The following is an 18,539-nucleotide window of genomic DNA, read 5'->3' on the forward strand; positions in this document are numbered from 1 at the left end:
CAATATGCTTATAGATTACCATACGCATCATGCCCGCTGCGGGCATGCCATTGGAACGCTTGAGGAATATATCCAGCGTGGTATTGAAATCGGGTTGTCCCAAATCGGGGTCTCCGATCATATGCCGCTTTTGCATGTGAACCCGCAGACTTATTATCCAGAGATGGCAATGCCACTGGATGAGCTGCCGAGCTATGTGGAGGAAGCATTTGAGCTGAAGCAGAAATATGCTAATTCAATTGCGGTGCGGGTCGGACTCGAGGCTGATTATATTGAAGGCTGGGAGGACAAAATCGAGAAGATTATCAATGATTACCCATGGGATTACGTCATTGGCTCGGTTCATTTCCTTGGGGAATGGGATGTCTCGGATTTCCGCCAAGTTCATCATTGGGAAGGGCGAGACGTATTTAAGGTATACCAAACCTATTATGACGCTGTACAGAAAGCGGCCAGAACAGGTTTCTATGATATCATGGGTCATTTGGACGTGATCAAGCGGTTCAATTATAAGCCGGGGCAGGGGCGTGAGCAGGAGATAATCGAACTTGAGCAATTGACTCTAGCTGCGGTTGCCGAGGCTGGTATAGCGATGGAGTTGAATGCTTCGGGATTAACGAAGCCATGCGCGGAGATGTTCCCTAGTGATCGAATATTGAAGGGTGCGATAGGGTTGGGCATTCCGTTGACGGTCGGCTCTGATGCTCACGACCCAATGAAGCTGAGCGAGAATCTGAATATCGCTCGCAGCGCATTGTACGATCTGGGTATTCGTGAATTGGCAACGTTCGAACAGCGGCGGAGGGTGATGGTACCACTGCAGTCTCAAGAGCGGTTATAAATAATGTTCGACAGTAGTGACATAATAGTGTTAGAAACTTTATAGTTTTTGGCATGCAATTCAATGACTCTAGGAGGGCATTATGGAAGGCAAGTTACGAATTTTTTCAGGCTCTTCCAACCCCGTACTAACGCGGCAAATCTGTGAGCGGTTGGGGGTTGAACCAGGTAGAATCACCTTATCCCGCTTCAAAAGCGGCGAGATTTACGTTCATTATGAAGAGAGCATTCGCAATTGCGATGTGTTCCTGGTCCAATCTCTGGCGCATCCGATCAATGAGCTGTTCGTTGAATTGCTCGTGATGATCGATGCTGCTAAGCGGGCATCGGCCCGGACGATTAATATCATAATGCCTTATTACGGCTATGCGAGGCAGGAGCGCAAGTCGGCTCCGCGTGAGCCGATCTCGGCCAAGATGGTAGCCGATGTACTTACTACAGCCGGGGCGAGCCGGGTTGTAACTATAGATCTGCATGCGGCAGCGATCCAGGGTTTCTTCAACATTCCCGTTGATCATTTGACCGCGCTGGATTTAATGACAGACTATTTGAAGTCACAGAATATCTCAAATCCGGTCGTCGTATCCCCGGATGCGGGACGGGCCTCTATGGCAGAGAAGTTGGCCAGCGGTCTTGATGCCCCGTTCGCGATTATGATTAAGAAGCGTCCGGCCCATAACGAATCGGTCATTACGCATGTGATTGGCGAAGTTGCAGGCTATACACCCATCATTATTGAGGACTTGATCGATACTGGATCGACGATAGTGAATGTGGTTGAGGGACTGAGGGAACGCGGGGCAGGCGAAGCTATTGTGTGTGCGACGCACGGTCTGTTCTCGGATCATGCGGAGAAGAGACTTCGTCATCCTTGGATCTCTCAAGTGGTCATTACGGACTCGATTGCTCAACCGGAACAGCATGGTCCGCATGTTACTGTCCTACCCGTAGCTCCTATGTTGGCGCGGGCAACGCAATACATTCTAGATGGCGGCTCGATCGCTACGCTGTTCAAAGACCAGGGGATATAAGCTGACGCTTTGCCCTGGCTTTGCAGTAAAACCTGGTATGATCTATTTTGAAATCGAATACAGGTATTGTAGAGTAATTGATTCTCAAAATCCCCGCTACTCTTATAGCTTCCTCCTTCTATTTCCGGATCTTAGTAACGAGCAGATACATCAATCCACCAAGACATGCTAGTAAGAATATGATTGCGATCAAGGAAATAATTGTATTCTCCCACACGAAATTCATAAATCATCCCACTCCTTCTAATAAATATATGTTCAATAATTATTTTACCATTTATGTTGAGCTAATCGCTAAACATTTGATTTAACATGCTTTTTCAGTTAACAACCGTAATTCTCCAAATGCATTTTTCATGGGAGGACGGGGTCGGCTGTGTTATACTGTGAGGTGGATAGTTTAGAAGATGTTAATCTGAACATGTATTAAAAGAATGAATTATAGAAGGAGGTGCCTTGTTTGAAGGAGAATCAACAACCCGGGAGGAGCAAGCAAGCCAAAGTGCTACCTATATCTATGGATGCTGGCTTCTTTTTTGAGAGAGCTGTCTCTTCGTTGGATCGTTTTCACTACGACAAGGCATTGAAGTATTTTCGCAAAGCAGTAGAGTATGAACCGGATAATCCGGTCAATCATTGCAATATGGCAGGCATCCTGTCGGAGATGGGCAATTATGAGGATTCGAACACTGCCTTGTCCGTTATTTTGGAGAAGATCGATCCTACGATGACAGAGTGCTATTTTTATATGGCAAATAATTATGCGAATATGGATATGTTTGAAGAAGCGGAGAATGCACTGATTACTTACTTGGAAGAGGACCCGAACGGTCAGTTTCTAGGCGAAGCTGAAGAAATGATGGAACTGCTCCAATATGAATTGGAACGTCCTGCGAAGGTAACGAAGATCAAGTCATTGGCGGGTGTACTGGAGCATGACCGGGCGCGTGAGCTGCTGGAGCAGGGCAAGTTCACCGAAGCAGTGAAGCTGCTGGAGAGTATTGTAGAGGATCAGCCTGATTTCTGGGCGGCGCGCAACAATTTGGCCTTGGGCTATTATTATATGGGGAAATGTTCTAAGGCTATTGAGACGATATATGGGGTGCTTGAGCAGGAACCTGGAAATTTGCATGCCCTATGCAATTTAGCCATTCTGTACCAGCATGAGGGAGAGACGACATTACTGAAGGAGCTTGAACAGAAGCTCCGTAAGATCTTCCCGTTCCATCAAGAGCATCTATTTAAGTTGGCGACGACGATGGGGGTTCTTGGCGCACATGATGTGGCATATAGACATTTCCGGCGTCTGCTCAAGGATGATGAATTAAGGTCGGACCCGGCTCTTTATCACTATACAGCTGTAGCTGCATGCAATATTGGGCGGTTTACTGAGGCGGAGACGCTTTGGCGTCATGTAGGCAGGCTAGACCCGGGCAGTGAGGTACCCGAGTATTACTTAAGTCGGATGGAAGAAATGACATCTGGAACGAGACCGATACCCGTTCATTATCATTATCATCTCCCGTTCGAGGAGCAGATTAAGCAATGGGAGTTGCCGGGGGAAGGAGTCCCGTCGATCTAGCTGATAATCCGCTGGTTCGATCCTCGTTCTTCTGGGCTCTACGTTATGGAGATGATCGGACTAAACTTCAAGTCATTCAAGCCTTTGGGCTTATAGGTGATCACGAAGTGGAAGAGGCCCTGAAGTCGTTCCTGCTGGAGCCGGATGAAGATATCTATCTTAAGGATCTGGCGTTATACGTATTACGCAGTCTCGGCGTTAATTATGAGCTACCTGTATGTACGGGAGAGGCGACTCTGATGATAGACCCGAGCAGGACTTCGTCGCAGCTTCCGATCTGGAAGAACGAGTGGCAGGCCGTATTGGATTTGGCTAGTGAACAGATGCGCAGCAATACAGATATCCAGCAGCAGCATGATTTGGAATCATTATGGGTGCAATATTTGAACTTATCCTATCCTGATACCCCATCGATTTCACATATTGAAGGCTGGGCAGCGGCATTGGAATATTTGACAGCGAAGATGAATCATCGCCCTATGTCCTATGAGAAGGTTGCGGAGCGTTATGGTATATCATCATCGACGGTAAGAAGGTATTGCCGCCGGATTGAAGAGGTATGTGGGGAAAAGGACGCGTTGAAGACGATCTTTCCGATGTGTAATAACAATTGAATCATCATCTTATAAATCAATTCATTTTTATGGGTAAATAGAGTCTAACATGTACAACTTATCTATAGGATAAGGAGTTAGACAACCTGTAAGAATGAATTTTTTTATTGAGAGGGGTATAGCAATGTATAAATCAATTGTTATAGGCACGGGACCTTCTGGCCTGACGGCTGCGATCTATCTGGCGCGTGCTAATCTAAATCCACTAGTGATCGAGGGGGTGCAGCCAGGAGGACAATTAACGACGACGACAGAGGTGGAGAACTTCCCTGGTTTCCCTGAAGGCATTATGGGACCGGAACTGATGGATCGGATGCGCAAGCAGGCCGAGCGCTTTGGTGCGGAGTTCAGAAATGGGTGGGTGGAGAAGGTCAATTTCTCAGGCGAGCCATTGAGACTTGTCTTGGAAGATGGGGAAGAGCTTACAGCGGAGACGGTGATCGTGTCTACCGGCGCCTCTGCGAGATACCTTGGTATTCCGGGCGAGCAAGATAATGTCGGGCGCGGGTCAGTACCTGCGCGACCTGTGATGGTTTTTTCTTCCGCAGCAAGAGAATTATCGTCGTCGGAGGCGGTGATTCGGCGATGGAGGAGGCAGGGTTCCTGACCCGGTTCGCTTCAAGCGTGACGGTAGTTCATCGTCGCGATGAGCTGCGCGCCTCTAAGATTATGCAGGATCGGGTGCGAGAGAATGAGAAGGTGAAGTGGGCGCTTAACCGGATACCGCTTGAGGTGGTTACAGATGATGGAGGCACCGTGATTGGCCTGAAGGTACGTAATAATGCGAACGGACAGGAGGAATTGATCGAAGCTGAGGGGGTGTTCGTCGCCATCGGTCACACTCCGAATACGAAGTTCCTGGAAGGCACCGTGAAGACAGATGAACATGGCTACATTGTCGTTGCACCGGGTACAACCAGGACCAGTATCCGGGGGTATTCGCTTGCGGCGATGTACAGGATACGCGCTATCGTCAGGCGATTACAGCTGCAGGTTCAGGCTGTATGGCTGCGATGGATTGTGAGAAGTATCTGGATGGGGATATGGTCCATGATTGGAGCAAGATGCTCTAGTGCGATAAGAGGTAGTTCAAAAAGTCAGCTTTTAAACGCACGTCGGAAGCATAAGCTTCGGTACTGAAAACCGGCCTTTTGAACACGGATTTATTTTTAAGAACAACCTTTATATCCAGCCTTTTTCTTCGGCGATCCGTACAGCCTCCATCCGATTTTTGGCTTCTAGCTTGTTAATGATTTCCGAAATATAATTGCGGACTGTACCATGAGATAGATGTAAAGAATTAGCGATGTCTGCGGCGCTCTGCCCTTGGGCGGCTAGCTTGAGAATATCGATCTCCCTGGCTGTTAATGGATTCTCATTGTGCAAGCTACCGAAGATGAGCTCCGGTGAAACTTCACGATGTCCTGCCATGACGCGGCGGATCGCCTCAGCCAGTCTGTCGCTAGGCTCGTCTTTTAATAAATAGCCATGTATGTTCGCCTTGATCGCCCGTTCAAAATAACCGGGGCGGGCGAAGGTCGTTAGGATGATGACCCGGCATGGAAGCTCTTGAGCCTTTATTTTTTCTGCGACGTCAAGACCACTAAGCTGCGGCATCTCAATATCCATGAGACAGATATCCGGCTGAAGCTTGAAGATCAGCTCCAGTGCTTCGGCACCGTCTGATGCCTGTCCAACGACCTCTATATCATCTTCTAGATCAAGCAGTGAAGCTAGGGCTCCCCGCAGGAGACGCTGGTCTTCTGCAATAAGAGTCTTGATCATGCTGTCTCACCATCTTCCCGTTCTTTAATAATCTGAGGCACTGTAATGGTCATAGTCGTTCCTTGTCTAGCGCTGGTAGCTACAGACAAGGAGCCTTCAATAAGAGACAGTCGTTCACACATCCCATTCAATCCATTTCCGTACCTTATGCCCTCCTGATCCTGCTGTGCGGGACCGATCCCGTTATCCTCGATTTGAACCGTGATCTTCCGGTCTGTTCTTGTTATGGAAATACGACAATGAGTAGCCTGACTGTGCTTGACGATATTCGTAGTACCTTCTTTGATACAGAGACTAATAATGTTCTGTGTTAAGAGGGCGACATCCTCCAGTCTCGCATCTCCCTCGATCTCTAGCTTGATATTGGCCACTTGTAATATCTCGGCCACCTCCGTCAACTCTTCGGCAACAGTGATGGCTCTCATATCGGAGACAAGCTCTCTCACTTGCCGTAATGCGGCCCGTGAGGTCTGATAGATTTCCCGCGCCTCATTCTGGGCACGCTGCGGGTCTTTGGTCGTCATTTTCTCAACGAGTTGGCTCTTCAGTATGATCAATGACAGAGTGTGGCCCAGCGTATCATGTAGATCACGAGCAATGCGAACCCGCTCCTCCCGCTTGACGAGCTCCTTGATTCGCTCGTTGGCTTGACTCAGCTCTTTCTCCAACTGCTGCCGCCGATTCATAGATCTAATGCCAAATGGTGAGACCAGCATGATGAGGAAAAGGGGATGCTGAACAGCATCTCATTAATCGACAGCTGCTTTAATAGGAAAAGTGCCGGTAATAATTCAACGGCGGAGAAGACGATCATAGCGATCTTGAACCTTCGTTTATTAGTGTACCAGCCGATGAAATTGGCGGTGAAGAAGCCCATGTAGAGATTGTAGAAGCTGTAGAACACACTCATGATGAGGATGATCAGCATCTGAAGACCAAGCCAATAGAAGAAGCTTCTCCCAGTGACCCAATACAATTGACGATAGCTTAGGACGAACAAGCCAATCATCAAGTAACCGATAATCAGCTTGATCCCGGATTCATTCTGAATGTTGATGATCGGCATGATGATATATATCAGCCATATATAAGGGAAGAATCCGTATTTTCTAGGGAACATTCAGAGAACTCCTTCCTACGCATTACGATTAGATCGCTTCCTGCTTCCTTCGTGTATATATGGATATTAACATAAATAGGATAAAGTAGCCTGCCAATATGAGAATATTGCTCCATTCTGGCGGATTTCCTTGGACGAGTTCCCAAGCTCCGTTGCCGAAGTTGAAAGAAGGCAGCCATTTACCGATATTTTGCATGATGTTGGGCAATATTTCGAGCGGCATCCACATCCCTCCCAGAAGGGCCAAAACCAGATATATGGCATTACTTATACCGGAGGCAGTATCGACCCGCTTCATACATCCGACAAGTGTGCCTAATGCTAGGAAGGGCGAGGAGGCGATCAGAAGCCATAGTCCACAATAAATCCAAGTAAGTGCTGGTAATGAGACGCCGTTAATCAGGTATCCTGCTATGAAGATGAAGATGATCGAGGTTAGATGCATAATCGTCTGCCCGAACATTTTGCCCAGGAAATATATTGCTCCCGGAAGCGGGGCAACGCGCATAAATGTGCTCCAGCCGTGGTTGCGTTCCTGCACGATACGTATGCCTAATGTCATAATAGACGAACCCATGATGCTAAACGCAGCCATCGACATGAGATAATGATTATTCCAGGCTGCCGCGTCGGGAGCTCCAGTACTAATGATACGAGTAAAGAGAAAATAGAAGACGATCGGCATAGCCAGTGACCAGAATACATAATAGGGATTACGGAATATCCGTAGTAGCTCCATTTTAAATTGTGTAATTACCTGTTTCATATCGCGGTCTCCTCCTGAGTCGTTGTTAACTGTTCAAATACTTCGTCAAGGCTTCCGGAATGAATCCGTATATCCCGGACAGGTAATTGGTTACCAAAGATTGCGGCGAGTGCAGTATCAGTATCATCGGTAGATATATTAATTCTTCCATCCTTGTCATAGCAATTAATGATAGATGGCAATAAGCTAAGCTTGTTACGTAGTTCTGGCCCGTCTTGATCGGACAGAAAGGATAGAGAACTGTGAATGATTCTCGATTTGATCTCTCCCGGAGTTCCATCGGCGACGATCGAGCCTTGATTAAATAGAATAATCCGGTTCGCTGCATCATCGGCTTCCTGCAAGTAATGGGTTGTGAACAGAATCGTCTTGCCTTGTTTGGCTAGCTTATGCACCGTCTCCCAGAAACGGCGTCTTGCCACCGTATCGAGCCCAACCGTAGGCTCATCGAAGAATAACACCTCCGGATCGCCTGCTAGGGCCATGGCGAAGCCGAGGCTGCGCTTTTGTCCTCCGGACAGTTTCTCTGTATAGCGGTTCAAGTCGTTTGATGTTAACCGGTAAGATGGATGAGAAATTCCATGTCCATCGGATTCGGATAATAGCTACGGGTTAGTTCGAGAATCTCTCGTACCTTCAGACGGTCCATGATGCTGACGTGCTGGAGCATGACACCGATTCGTTCTCTGACGGATCGTTCCTTTGGTGAGCTGCCAAACAGCTTGACGCTGCCTTGCGATGGCTCGAGCAGGCCTAACATCATCGATAGTGTGGTCGTCTTCCCGGCTCCGTTAGGTCCGAGAATGGCAGTAACTGAGCCTTGTTCGATTTGAAAAGAAACATCATTTACGGCTATTCTATTATTAAAGGTTTTGCTTGTGTGATGCAGTTCTATAACAGGATTCAAGACATTCGCCTCCATAACTTAAACTACTTATTCACCTTTATGTCTATAATCTAAAGATATAGAATTTTCAAAAGCCATAGTAGTAAGCTTTGTCATGACTTCAAAGTGACAGTTGTCATAAAGATGAATCGGATGTTCAATTCTTAATTTGATCTCTAGGAGGCTAAGGATGAAGACGAGAAAATCGATATACGAACTGGTGGAGACAAGTGATACTTTGCCGTTTGATGTATCTCTGCATAGTGTGAATTATGTGCCGAGTCATTGGCATAACAGCGTGGAGATCATCTTTGTCCTCCGGGGAAGCCTAGAGGTGACAGTTGGTCATATGCAGCAGACCTTGTCGGAGGGCGATGTGAAGCTGATTAATTCGGGACATGTCCATGAGGTTATTGGCTTCCATAACAATATCATCGCGACTTTTCTGATTCCGGATACCTTCATTAAAGGGAATATCAGAGGTGTGGAGCATGCTTACTTCGACTGTGATTCCAGTACGGCAGGCAAGGAATCTCGTCCTGCACTAGATCGTATCCGTCAGCTGCTGGCGGAGATGGTGCAAATGAATTATAAGCGGGGAGAGGTATACGAGCTCGAGATGCGGATTCGTATGCTGAGCGTATTCTCCACTCTGATGCAGCGATTCCGGACAGAAGAGCCGGAGGGAGAAGGTGCGATCAAGGAAAAATATATGGATCGCATGTTACGTATTATTAATTACATAGAAGAGCATTATCAGGAATCGATCACGCTGCAGGAAATTGCGGAGCAGGAGTTTTATCGGTGCCGTATTTATCGAAGTTTCTGAGTGAGCAGATTGGTCTTAATTTCCAATCATTTGTTACTGGAATACGCTTAAAAAATGCGGTAGACGATATGCTTAATCATACAGAGACGGCGGTCAATGAAATTGCGCTGAAGCACGGATTCCCCAATTCGAAATCGTTCTATATTGCGTTCAAGAATCGCTATCATATGACCCGAACGAGTATCGCAGGCAGTACAATCCGGTTATGGGCAAGACGGATGAGAAAATATCACAGGGCTATCTCGCCTTCAATAGGGCCAGCGCACTTGGAATCATTAATCAGTATTTGCAGCGAAGTCAATCCGGCCAAGAGCTTCAGGTTCTGGGAATTGAGGTCGTTACCCGGGACGTCGACTTATCAGCACAGGGGCGGAAGCTCCGGCATACCTGGAAGAATCTCATCACGATCGGCAAGGCAAAGGAGGGGCTGCATGAGGATGTGCAGAATCAGCTGCGTTATTTGCAGCAGCGTTGTCCTTTTCGGGAGATTCGCTTCCACGGAATATTTGATGACGGTATGATGATTTACCACGAGGACGAAGGGCAACCTTATTATAATTTTCGCTTTGTAGACCAGCTGTTCGACTTTTTATTATCCATCGGATTGAAGCCGTTTATTGAGTTAGGATTCATGCCTTCTGAGCTTGCGGCTGAGCAGAGTAAGTCGGTATTTTTCATCCCGAGTTTTGTGAGCGGACCGCACTCCATAGAGCGCTGGTGCGAGCTGTTGGATCGATTTCTGCGTCACTGCATCAATCGATATGGCCGTGAAGAAGTGCAGAGCTGGAAGCTTGAATTCTGGAACGAGCCGGAGCTGGCTGTATTCTGGCCGGGAACGGTGGATGAGTATAATGAGTTTTATCTGCAGTCGTATCGTACAGTGAAACAGGTCTCAGACAAATTACAGATCGGCGCCCCAGGGCGAATCATCTCGACGGACACAGTAGCGTATTTGCACAATTTCATTGCATTTTGCCGAGAGCATGATTGTTTGCCAGATTTTCTTCCGGTTCATTTCTACCCTCATGAGGATTTGATCGAGAATGATCACCGTAAATTAGAGCATCTGTATAAAATGAGTGACTTGTCCTTCCGTGTTGTCATGGAACAGTTTGTATCGATATCGCCGAACCCCGATATTCTTCGGGATATGTTGGCGCAAGAGAAGAGAATGCTGGATGATCTAGGACTATCCCACCTCGATCTCTATTTGACAGAGTGGAATTCTACGGCGTACCATCGGGAATTGACGAATGATACGCTATATAAAGCGGCCTACATCGCGAAGAATATTACGGAGAATCTGGACAGCATTGAAGGCTTCGGGTACTGGGTGCTTAGTGACAATATCGAAGAGACCCCGGCATCGGAGCAATTATTCCACGGAGGGCTTGGTCTGATTGCCCAGTACGGGATCCCCAAAGCCGCGATGACCGCTTATGAGCTTCTGTCTAAACTCGGGGATCGGCTGATCGCCCAAGGCGATGGTTATGTCGTAACCGAAGTTCGCGGCAGTTATCAAGTGCTAAGCTATAATTACTGTCACTTCGATGATTTGTATGCTCTGGGGGATAACTCATTTATTAACGCAACGAATCGTTATAACGGATTTAAGAATGAGAAGGTCGTTAAGCTGGAACTAGATCTTCAAGGGATTCCGGAGGGAAAATACCGGATGGAAACCTACGCTGTATCGCGTCAGCAAGGTAGCAGCTATGATGAATGGGTCAGGATGGGAGCTCCGGATTATGTAACGGAAGAGGATAGTGTCTATTTGACCGCTGCCTCGCGTCCCCGGAAGCTCATACGGGATGTTGAAATTACTGGTGGGATGACCTATATAGCGCAGCTTGAACCGCATGCATTAGAACTGATGGTACTGACGCCTTTGCTTTAATGGACAAGGAGATTTATTGCGAGTATGTCGTTATTTAATGTCCTTCCCGGATTGTAATGAAGCGCTTGCATAAAAGTGATTAAAAATAACCATACAAGAAGCTAATTAAGCGCCTGTCGGAAGATGGGCGTTATTTTATATCATTAGTATATGAAAGCGCTGTCAAATATTTTGTTATCACAAGGGGGCCTTTAAATGGCTGAGTCCAAGATAAGAGGGCAGGTCGTAACACCGCTAGGAAGATTAACATCCGGTATCATGCTGGGTTATGGATTAATGATGTTAGCTCTAATGACTCCGGCAGTTTTGCTGCTGACTTTTAAAATGATAGAGATTGATCCGGATGGTTACACATCATCCTACGGTCTAGTCGCCGGTATCGGTGCTTTCTTTGCCCTGATTGGCAATCCGCTTGGCGGAGCGATAAGTGACCGGACAAATATCGGGTTTGGCCGTCGGCGCACCTGGATTTTTATCGGTTCTGTGATTGGAAGCCTGGCCTTGCTGTGGGTAGGTACAGCTACTCAGGTGTGGCAGATTATTATTGGCTGGTCGATTGCTCAATTGTTCTTCAATTTTGCAATGGCGGCCTACACCGCGCTGATTCCTGATCAGGTGAAGCAGGAGAAACAGGGAACCATCTCGGGCCTTATTGGCTTAGTTCTGCCGATTGCGATGACAGTCGGGATGGTACTGATGATGCTAATGCCAGGCGTATCCTCGACTACGAAGTGGACCTTATTGAGTGCTCTGGGGATAATCGGACAGGTGATCAGCTGCTTCTTAATCCGCGATGGCAAGATAGAGATTGAACGTACTCCAAAAGAGCGAATTCCATTTGGTGAGAAGCTGAGCAAGATTTATCCGAGTCCACGGAAATTCCCGCATTTCACCTGGGCGCTTATTTCAAAATTTCTGCTTATGATGGGCTATTGCAGCACCCTTTATCTGACGGTCATGCTCGTTAATCGGATGGGCTTCACAGAGACACAGGCAACGAATAGTGTGGGGACAATTAACATTATCGCGATGCTGGCTATGGCGGTTACAAGTATTTTTGGTGGTGTTCTCTCGGATAAATACCGCAAGCAGAAACCGTTCCTGTATGGCTCCGCTTTTATTATGGTTATTGGCCTTCTGATGTTCGCATTTATTCCGAACTACATGATATTCGTTGTCGCTGCAGCGATTATTGGTTTGGGTGGAGGGTGCTTCTCGGCGGTTGATATGGCCCTTGTAGCCCGTATCCTTCCTCGCAAAGAGGACTCGGCCAAGGACTTCGGCTTGATGAATGTCGCAAATGCTTTGCCGCAATCGATCGTTCCAGCGATCGCACCGGTTCTGCTGGGCATCGGCGGCTGGTCATTCTTCTATGTTGTACTGGCGCTCTGCGTAGTACTTAGTATGATGGCGGTTAGACCATTGCCTGAGATCGGCAGAAGTACCAAGAGGCAACTAAAACTAAGGAGGACTTTAACATATGACACATACGAATACTTTGGACAGAAATATCAAATCCATCATCTCCCAGATGACCGTTGAAGAGAAAGCAAGTCTATGCTCCGGCCTGAATATGTGGCAGACCAAGGCGGTAGAAAGGGTCGGTATTCCTTCCATCGTCATGACAGATGGTCCGCATGGTCTTCGTAAGCAAACCAATCCGGGCGATATGTCAAGTAAAAGCGTTCCGGCAACCTGCTTCCCGAGCGGTGCTGCTCTAGCATCATCCTGGACCGTAATCTTATTCAAGAAGTCGGGCGTGCGCTTGGCGAGGAATGTCAGGCGGAAGATGTTCAGATCATTCTCGGCCCAGCTGTGAATATTAAGCGATCCCCGCTCTGCGGACGCAACTTCGAATATTTCTCGGAGGATCCGTTCCTTGCGTCGGAGATGGGAGCCCATCACGTACTGGGTGTACAGGAGCAAGGCGTTGGCACCTCTGTGAAGCATTTTGCAGCCAATAATCAGGAGACACTGCGTAACTCGATCAATACGATCGTGGATGAGCGCACATTGAACGAAATCTATCTACGGTCTTTTGAAGGAACGATTACCAAGGGTGATGCCTGGACGGTTATGTGTGCCTATAACCTCGTTAATGGAGAGTTCTGCTCAGAGAATGAATATTTGTTGACGGATATATTGAAAAACAGATGGGGCCATCAAGGGTTCGTAATGACCGATTGGGGCGCGATTAATGAACGCGTCAAGGGGCTTCAAGCCGGGCTTGAGCTGGAAATGCCGTATAGCGGCCCGGATCGTGATCAGATGATCGTTGATGCGGTAAAATCGGGCAAGATGGATGAGGCTGTGCTTGACCAAGCGGTTGAACGACTGCTGAATGTCATCTTCAAGACCTATGATGCACGGAAGGAAGGCTTCACTTACAACAAAGAGGAGCATCACTTGCTGGCTAGACGGACAGCTGGTGAATGCATGGTTCTGCTTAAGAATGAAGAAGGCTTGCTGCCATTAGATCCGAAGCAATCGGTGGCTGTTATCGGCGCCTTTGCAGCAAAACCACGCTATCAAGGTGGAGGTAGCTCGCATATTTCCCGACACAATTGGATCATGCTCTTGATTCTATCCGCGAGATAGCTGGTGATGGAGTTGATTTTGCGGAGGGTTATCATTTGAATCAGGACGTACTAGATGAGGCACTGATCTCTGAGGCGGTTCAGCTTGCAGCTAGCAAGGATGTAGCGATTATATTCGCGGGGCTGCCAGACAGCTTCGAATCGGAGGGCTTCGATCGTACACATCTGAATATGCCGGAGTCTCATTGTGAGCTGATCCGCAGGGTTGCCGAGGTACAGCCGAATACGATCGTTGTACTGTCGAACGGCGCTCCAGTAGTTATGCCATGGCTGGACTCCGCGAAGGCCGTTCTCGAGGGGTATTTGGGCGGGCAAGCCGGTGGTGGCGCGGCAGCGGATATTCTTTTCGGCAAGGTGAACCCAAGTGGCAAGCTGGCTGAGACTTTCCCGGTCAGTTTGAAGCAGACCCCGGCATACTTGAACTTCCCTGGCGGGAAGAGTGAGGTCAATTACGGTGAAGGTTTGTTCGTAGGATACCGTTATTACGAGGCCAAAGAGGAGCAACCGTTGTTCCCGTTCGGACACGGTCTTAGCTACACGAGCTTTGCTTATGAAAATATCAGGTTAAGCAAAGAAATCATGAGGGATAGCGATACGGTAGAGGTTATTGTTACTGTGCGCAATACCGGAGATCGTGTAGGGAAAGAAATCGTGCAGCTCTACGTACAGCCGTTGGACAGCACGATAGTAAGACCTGTGAAGGAGCTTAAAGGCTTCGCGAAGGTAGAATTGCAGGCAGGAGAATCCGCAGAGGTAAGCTTTACGCTCGATAAGCGCTCCTTCGCCTATTTCAACACGGAAATCCATGACTGGTTCGCGGAGACGGGCTCGTATGATATCGTCGTTGGTTCGTCTTCCGTTGATACGCCGCTAAGAGAGACCTTAAAAGTGTTATCGACGATGATTCCGTTCCGTAAGGTGACCCGTAATACGAAATTCTATGAGTTGCTGGCAATACCAGAAACGGCTGAATTTGCTGAGAAAGCGATGAATGACAGTCTTGAGAGCATCAAGCATATGGGAGCACTCTTCGCGGAGAGTATGGGTGATGGAGGCTTGCTTCTGTTATTTGAAGAAGTAGCTAAATGGAAGAAATATGACGGACTGCGTTCTATGATCAGCTTCTTTGGCTCAGGCATGTCGGAAGCGGATTTTCAGAAGCTCATCGATGATTTGAATCAGAAGCTTGGTCTGTAAATAGTGCCCCGAGTGGACTTGTGAATAGCCTCTGCTCAATAGATAAATACATGATAGGAGGAGCTTGAACGATGGGAGAGCATAATGATATTAAGGAGATTACCGATCAAATAAAGTATGTACAAAATCCAGAAGGTCCGACACTAGGGTATTCAACCTCGTCAGGCGTGCAGATTCTGGAGCAGGATGGCCTCTTCTTCAAGGATCTGAGCAAGGATGGCAAGCTGGATAAATATGAGGATTGGAGATTGCCTGTGGAGGAACGGGCTAAGGATCTTGCCTCGAAAATGACCATAGAGCAAATCGCCGGCTTAATGCTGTACAGCAGTCATCAAAATGTGCCGGGAGCCAGCGGAGGCTGGTTCTCGGGCACTTACGGAGGCAAAGCTTATGAGGAGAGCGGTGCCAAGCCATGGGAGATGACCGATGAGCAGATAGCTTTTCTCGCTAAGGATCATCTGCGTCATATCCTCGTCGCTGCCGTAGAGAGTCCAGAGGTAGCAGCCCGTTGGAACAACCAGATTCAGTCTTTTGTCGAGGGAGTGGGTCTGGGCATTCCGGCTAACAACAGCTCTGATCCGCGACATGGCACGCAGACGAGTTCAGAGTTCAATGCCGGCTCAGGCGGCACGATCTCCATGTGGCCTGAGACCTTGGGGCTGGCTGCAGCATTCGATTCGGAGGTTGTGAAGCAGTTCGGTGAGATTGCATCCAAGGAGTATCGGGCGCTCGGCCTGACCACGGCTTTATCACCGCAAATCGATATTGCGACCGATCCGCGCTGGTTCCGCTTTAACGGTACATTCGGCGAAGATTCCAAGCTCTCGACAGATCTGGCGAGAGCCTATGTAGACGGCTTCCAGAATTCCGAAGGTGAGAGTGAAGTGGCTGACGGCTGGGTCATAATAGTGTTAATGCAATGGTGAAGCATTGGCCTGGCGGCGGTTCTGGCGAGTCCGGTAGGGATGCTCACTTTGGTAGCGGTAAGTATGCTGTTTATCCAGGTAATAACTTTGAAGAGCATTTGCTTCCTTTTGTAGATGGAGCCTTTAAGCTGGAAGGTAAGACAGGGCAAGCTTCGGCAGTGATGCCGTATTATACGATTTCGACGGCTCAGGATACGGTCTACCATGAGAATGTCGGTAATTCCTACAGCCGTTATCTGATCAAGGATCTGCTGCGCGATAAGTATGGCTACGATGGTGTAGTATGTACGGACTGGATGATTACTGCCGATGAGACTAGCCGGGATGAGTTCTTGAGCGGGAAATCATGGGGGTTGAAGCTCTTACTGTAGCTGAACGCCATTATAAAGTGCTAATGGCAGGAGTGGACCAGTTCGGTGGGAACAATGATAAAGGGCCAGTGCTAGAGGCTTATCGGATGGGAGTAGCAGAGCACGGCCAAGCCTATATGCGCGAACGGTTCGAGCAATCCGCGGTGCGCCTATTGCTTAATATTTTCCGCTTAGGCCTGTTTGAGAATCCGTACCTGGATCCGGCGTTAAGCTCTGATACGGTTGGTCGACCGGAATTTATGCAAGCGGGCTATGATGCACAGTTGAAATCTATTGTTATGCTCAAGAACAAAGAGAATGTGCTACCATTAGCATCTAAGAGCAAAGTATATATTCCGAAACGGTATATCGCGGCTGGCTTTGACTGGTTTGGGAACCCTGTCGCTGAGAAGCTGGTAGATCCGGTTAATCTCAATATTGTGAATCGCTATTTTGCGGTAACGGAGAATCCGGAAGAAGCGGATTTCGGGCTAGTATTTATCGAAGGTCCAACCTCTGGGATGACCGGATACAGCCGCGAGGATGCAGAGCAAGGGGGAATGGATATGTCCCACTTAGCCTGCAATACCGTCCATATACTGCAGAATATGCGCGTGAGATGAGTCTGGCGGGAGATGTTCGAGAAGGCGATGTGTTGAACCGTTCATACAAAGGCAAGACTGTAACGTCTAAGAACGAAGCGGATTTGGATACAGTTCTGGAGACGAAGAAACGGATGAATGGCAAATCTGTCATTGTATCCTTGCGTCTCTCTAATCCTGCCGTTGTGGCAGAATTTGAGAGTGAGGTCGATGCGATTCTAGTGAATTTCGGGTTGCAGGATCAGGCGATCATGGATGTCTAAGCGGAGCCTTTGAACCTTCCGGTTTGTTGCCGATGCAGATGCCAGCCCATATGAAGACGGTAGAAGAGCAGCTTGAGGATGTGCCGCATGACATGGAGTGCCATGTAGATTCGGAGCAGCATGTATATGACTTTGCCTACGGGTTGAACTGGAGCGGTGTGATCCAGGACGAGCGGACGCAGAAATACAAGAATCGTTGAAGTTTATATTGTATATCTTATTTTATGAAATGGGCTGTCCTGCACGAAGTTTTTGTGTGGGACAGTCTTTTTTTGCTTAGATTGGTTACTATCATCGGATTAGTGGAAGGAGCATCATCAGGTGTATGTTTCTGAGCAAAACTGCATTTTTGCAGTTCGTGTAACACGGTTCTAAGTTTAAGTGGTTTATCGCCGTATCGATACGTGATCCAAGTCAGTTATTAATATGCATAAAGACGCCTCCGGGAACTGGAAGCGTCTCTTTTGTTCATTCTGAACGTCGAACGGGCGATTTTATGATGATAGCTCCATGAATGCTTTAAATTTCTCTACGTTGAAAGCTGATGAGACCAACGAGCATGAACACAATCAAGCTGCCTACCACAGTAATCATCAGACTCTCCAACGGAAGGTTGAATGCTCCGAATTCTCTTTGACCCGTCGGCATCATCGCCAGCAGAGGTTGTGCCCATGGGTAGAACGGGGCGTATGTCGCTGAATTCACGATCAGCATATTCGGTATCGTTAATGAAACGTTCAGAGCAAGCGGAGCGGCAAAGCTAGCCCAACCCAAGGAGACGCCAAGCTGTAGGGTAGCTAGTGGCAAGCAGGCAACCCATCCGCCGATCAGGCTGGTGGCCAAGGTTGCCCATGGGATATCTCCCAATATACCATGGAATGCCCCGGCAATGAGGAAGGCTCCCAGCATGAGTAACTGGCAGAATGCCAGTAATCCAGCTACGATACTTAGCTTGGCGAAGTATACAGACGTGCGTGACACCGGCATCGTCAGAAGCTGCTTCCAGCCACCACCGTTATGCTCATAGCGGCAAATGGAAGACGAGATTACTCCGGTGATGATCGGCAAGATTAGCAGACCATGGAGCATAACCATGGCAGCGATTAACATCGGCCATGCTAACTGGCCCTTCGGCAGATTGGCGAAGAGACCGATGAGACAGGCAAGGATGGGACTGACGATTAGGATGAGCCACAGACGCGACTTCGACATTTTAAGTAGCTCGGAAGATAGTATACGAGTAAAAGATCGCAT

14 protein-coding genes and 4 pseudogenes are annotated in these 18,539 nt (G+C 48.1%); 11 read left to right on the forward strand and 7 right to left on the reverse strand.

The features are described 5' to 3' along the window. Window positions 1-4 precede the first annotated feature (4 nt). From hisJ to trxB, 5 genes and pseudogenes are all read left to right on the forward strand, one after another. Window positions 5-841, forward strand: coding sequence for a histidinol-phosphatase HisJ (hisJ, locus tag RE628_RS00455; protein ID WP_309156907.1), 837 nt, complete (start codon window positions 5-7; stop codon window positions 839-841). 82 nt (window positions 842-923) lie between these two features. Further along, window positions 924-1,871 carry a ribose-phosphate diphosphokinase gene (locus tag RE628_RS00460; RefSeq protein WP_309156908.1) on the forward strand — a complete coding sequence of 316 codons (948 nt, stop codon included), beginning with the start codon at window positions 924-926 and terminating at the stop codon, window positions 1,869-1,871. A gap of 460 nt (window positions 1,872-2,331) precedes the next feature. Beyond that, window positions 2,332-3,453, forward strand: coding sequence for a tetratricopeptide repeat protein (locus tag RE628_RS00465; protein ID WP_309156909.1), 1,122 nt, complete (start codon window positions 2,332-2,334; stop codon window positions 3,451-3,453). Then, window positions 3,417-4,067 carry a helix-turn-helix domain-containing protein gene (locus RE628_RS00470; RefSeq protein WP_309156910.1) on the forward strand — a complete coding sequence of 217 codons (651 nt, stop codon included), beginning with the start codon at window positions 3,417-3,419 and terminating at the stop codon, window positions 4,065-4,067. The genes RE628_RS00465 and RE628_RS00470 overlap by 37 nt, the downstream gene beginning before the upstream one ends. A 124-nt stretch (window positions 4,068-4,191) precedes the next feature. Beyond that, window positions 4,192-5,140, forward strand: a pseudogene (gene trxB, locus RE628_RS00475) (thioredoxin-disulfide reductase). A gap of 109 nt (window positions 5,141-5,249) precedes the next feature. On the opposite strand, the gene RE628_RS00480 reads toward trxB, so the two are convergent. Genes RE628_RS00480 through RE628_RS00505 form a run of 6 tightly spaced genes read right to left on the reverse strand, consistent with a single transcriptional unit; the run spans window position 5,250 to window position 8,645 of the window. After that, window positions 5,250-5,852: a response regulator transcription factor gene (locus RE628_RS00480; protein WP_309156911.1), complete on the reverse strand. Its 603-nt coding sequence runs from the start codon at window positions 5,850-5,852 to the stop codon at window positions 5,250-5,252. Then, complete coding sequence (locus tag RE628_RS00485; protein WP_309156912.1) at window positions 5,849-6,568, reverse strand: sensor histidine kinase; 720 nt, start codon at window positions 6,566-6,568, stop codon at window positions 5,849-5,851. The genes RE628_RS00480 and RE628_RS00485 overlap by 4 nt, the downstream gene beginning before the upstream one ends. Further along, on the reverse strand, window positions 6,535-6,972 hold the full coding sequence (locus RE628_RS00490; RefSeq protein WP_309156913.1) for a hypothetical protein: 438 nt from the start codon (window positions 6,970-6,972) through the stop codon (window positions 6,535-6,537). Before RE628_RS00490 ends, RE628_RS00485 begins: the two co-directional genes overlap by 34 nt. Before the next feature lie 28 nt (window positions 6,973-7,000). Then, complete coding sequence (locus RE628_RS00495; protein WP_309156914.1) at window positions 7,001-7,738, reverse strand: ABC transporter permease; 738 nt, start codon at window positions 7,736-7,738, stop codon at window positions 7,001-7,003. Next, a complete protein-coding gene (locus tag RE628_RS00500) occupies window positions 7,735-8,280 on the reverse strand; it encodes an AAA family ATPase (RefSeq protein WP_309156915.1) in 546 nt (181 codons plus the stop codon). The genes RE628_RS00495 and RE628_RS00500 overlap by 4 nt, the downstream gene beginning before the upstream one ends. A gap of 11 nt (window positions 8,281-8,291) precedes the next feature. After that, the gene (locus RE628_RS00505) at window positions 8,292-8,645 is read right to left on the reverse strand and encodes an ATP-binding cassette domain-containing protein (RefSeq protein ID WP_309156916.1); all 354 of its coding nucleotides are present in this window, start codon (window positions 8,643-8,645) and stop codon (window positions 8,292-8,294) included. A 169-nt stretch (window positions 8,646-8,814) separates the two neighbouring features. Between RE628_RS00505 and RE628_RS00510 the strand changes: the two genes are divergently transcribed. From RE628_RS00510 to RE628_RS00535, 6 genes and pseudogenes are all read left to right on the forward strand, one after another. Then, a complete protein-coding gene (locus tag RE628_RS00510) occupies window positions 8,815-9,453 on the forward strand; it encodes a cupin domain-containing protein (RefSeq protein ID WP_309156917.1) in 639 nt (212 codons plus the stop codon). Further along, a pseudogene (locus tag RE628_RS00515) lies at window positions 9,429-9,566 on the forward strand (hypothetical protein); the annotation flags it as partial. The gene RE628_RS00510 and the pseudogene RE628_RS00515, both read left to right, overlap by 25 nt. Before the next feature lie 92 nt (window positions 9,567-9,658). Then, window positions 9,659-11,350 carry a GH39 family glycosyl hydrolase gene (locus RE628_RS00520; RefSeq protein ID WP_309156918.1) on the forward strand — a complete coding sequence of 564 codons (1,692 nt, stop codon included), beginning with the start codon at window positions 9,659-9,661 and terminating at the stop codon, window positions 11,348-11,350. 195 nt (window positions 11,351-11,545) lie between these two features. After that, entirely contained in the window at window positions 11,546-12,892 is a 1,347-nt protein-coding gene (locus RE628_RS00525) for an MFS transporter (RefSeq protein WP_309156919.1), read from the forward strand. Beyond that, a pseudogene (locus tag RE628_RS00530) lies at window positions 12,849-15,144 on the forward strand (beta-glucosidase). Before RE628_RS00525 ends, RE628_RS00530 begins: the two are co-directional and overlap by 44 nt. A gap of 71 nt (window positions 15,145-15,215) precedes the next feature. Further along, window positions 15,216-17,485, forward strand: a pseudogene (locus RE628_RS00535) (glycoside hydrolase family 3 N-terminal domain-containing protein). A gap of 319 nt (window positions 17,486-17,804) precedes the next feature. Here RE628_RS00535 and RE628_RS00540 read toward each other — a convergent pair. Then, entirely contained in the window at window positions 17,805-18,539 is a 735-nt protein-coding gene (locus RE628_RS00540) for an ABC transporter permease (protein ID WP_309156920.1), read from the reverse strand.

It is taken from the genome of Paenibacillus sp. D2_2 (genome assembly GCF_031199965.1).
In the GTDB taxonomy this organism is placed as follows: Bacteria; Bacillota; Bacilli; order Paenibacillales; family Paenibacillaceae; genus Fontibacillus.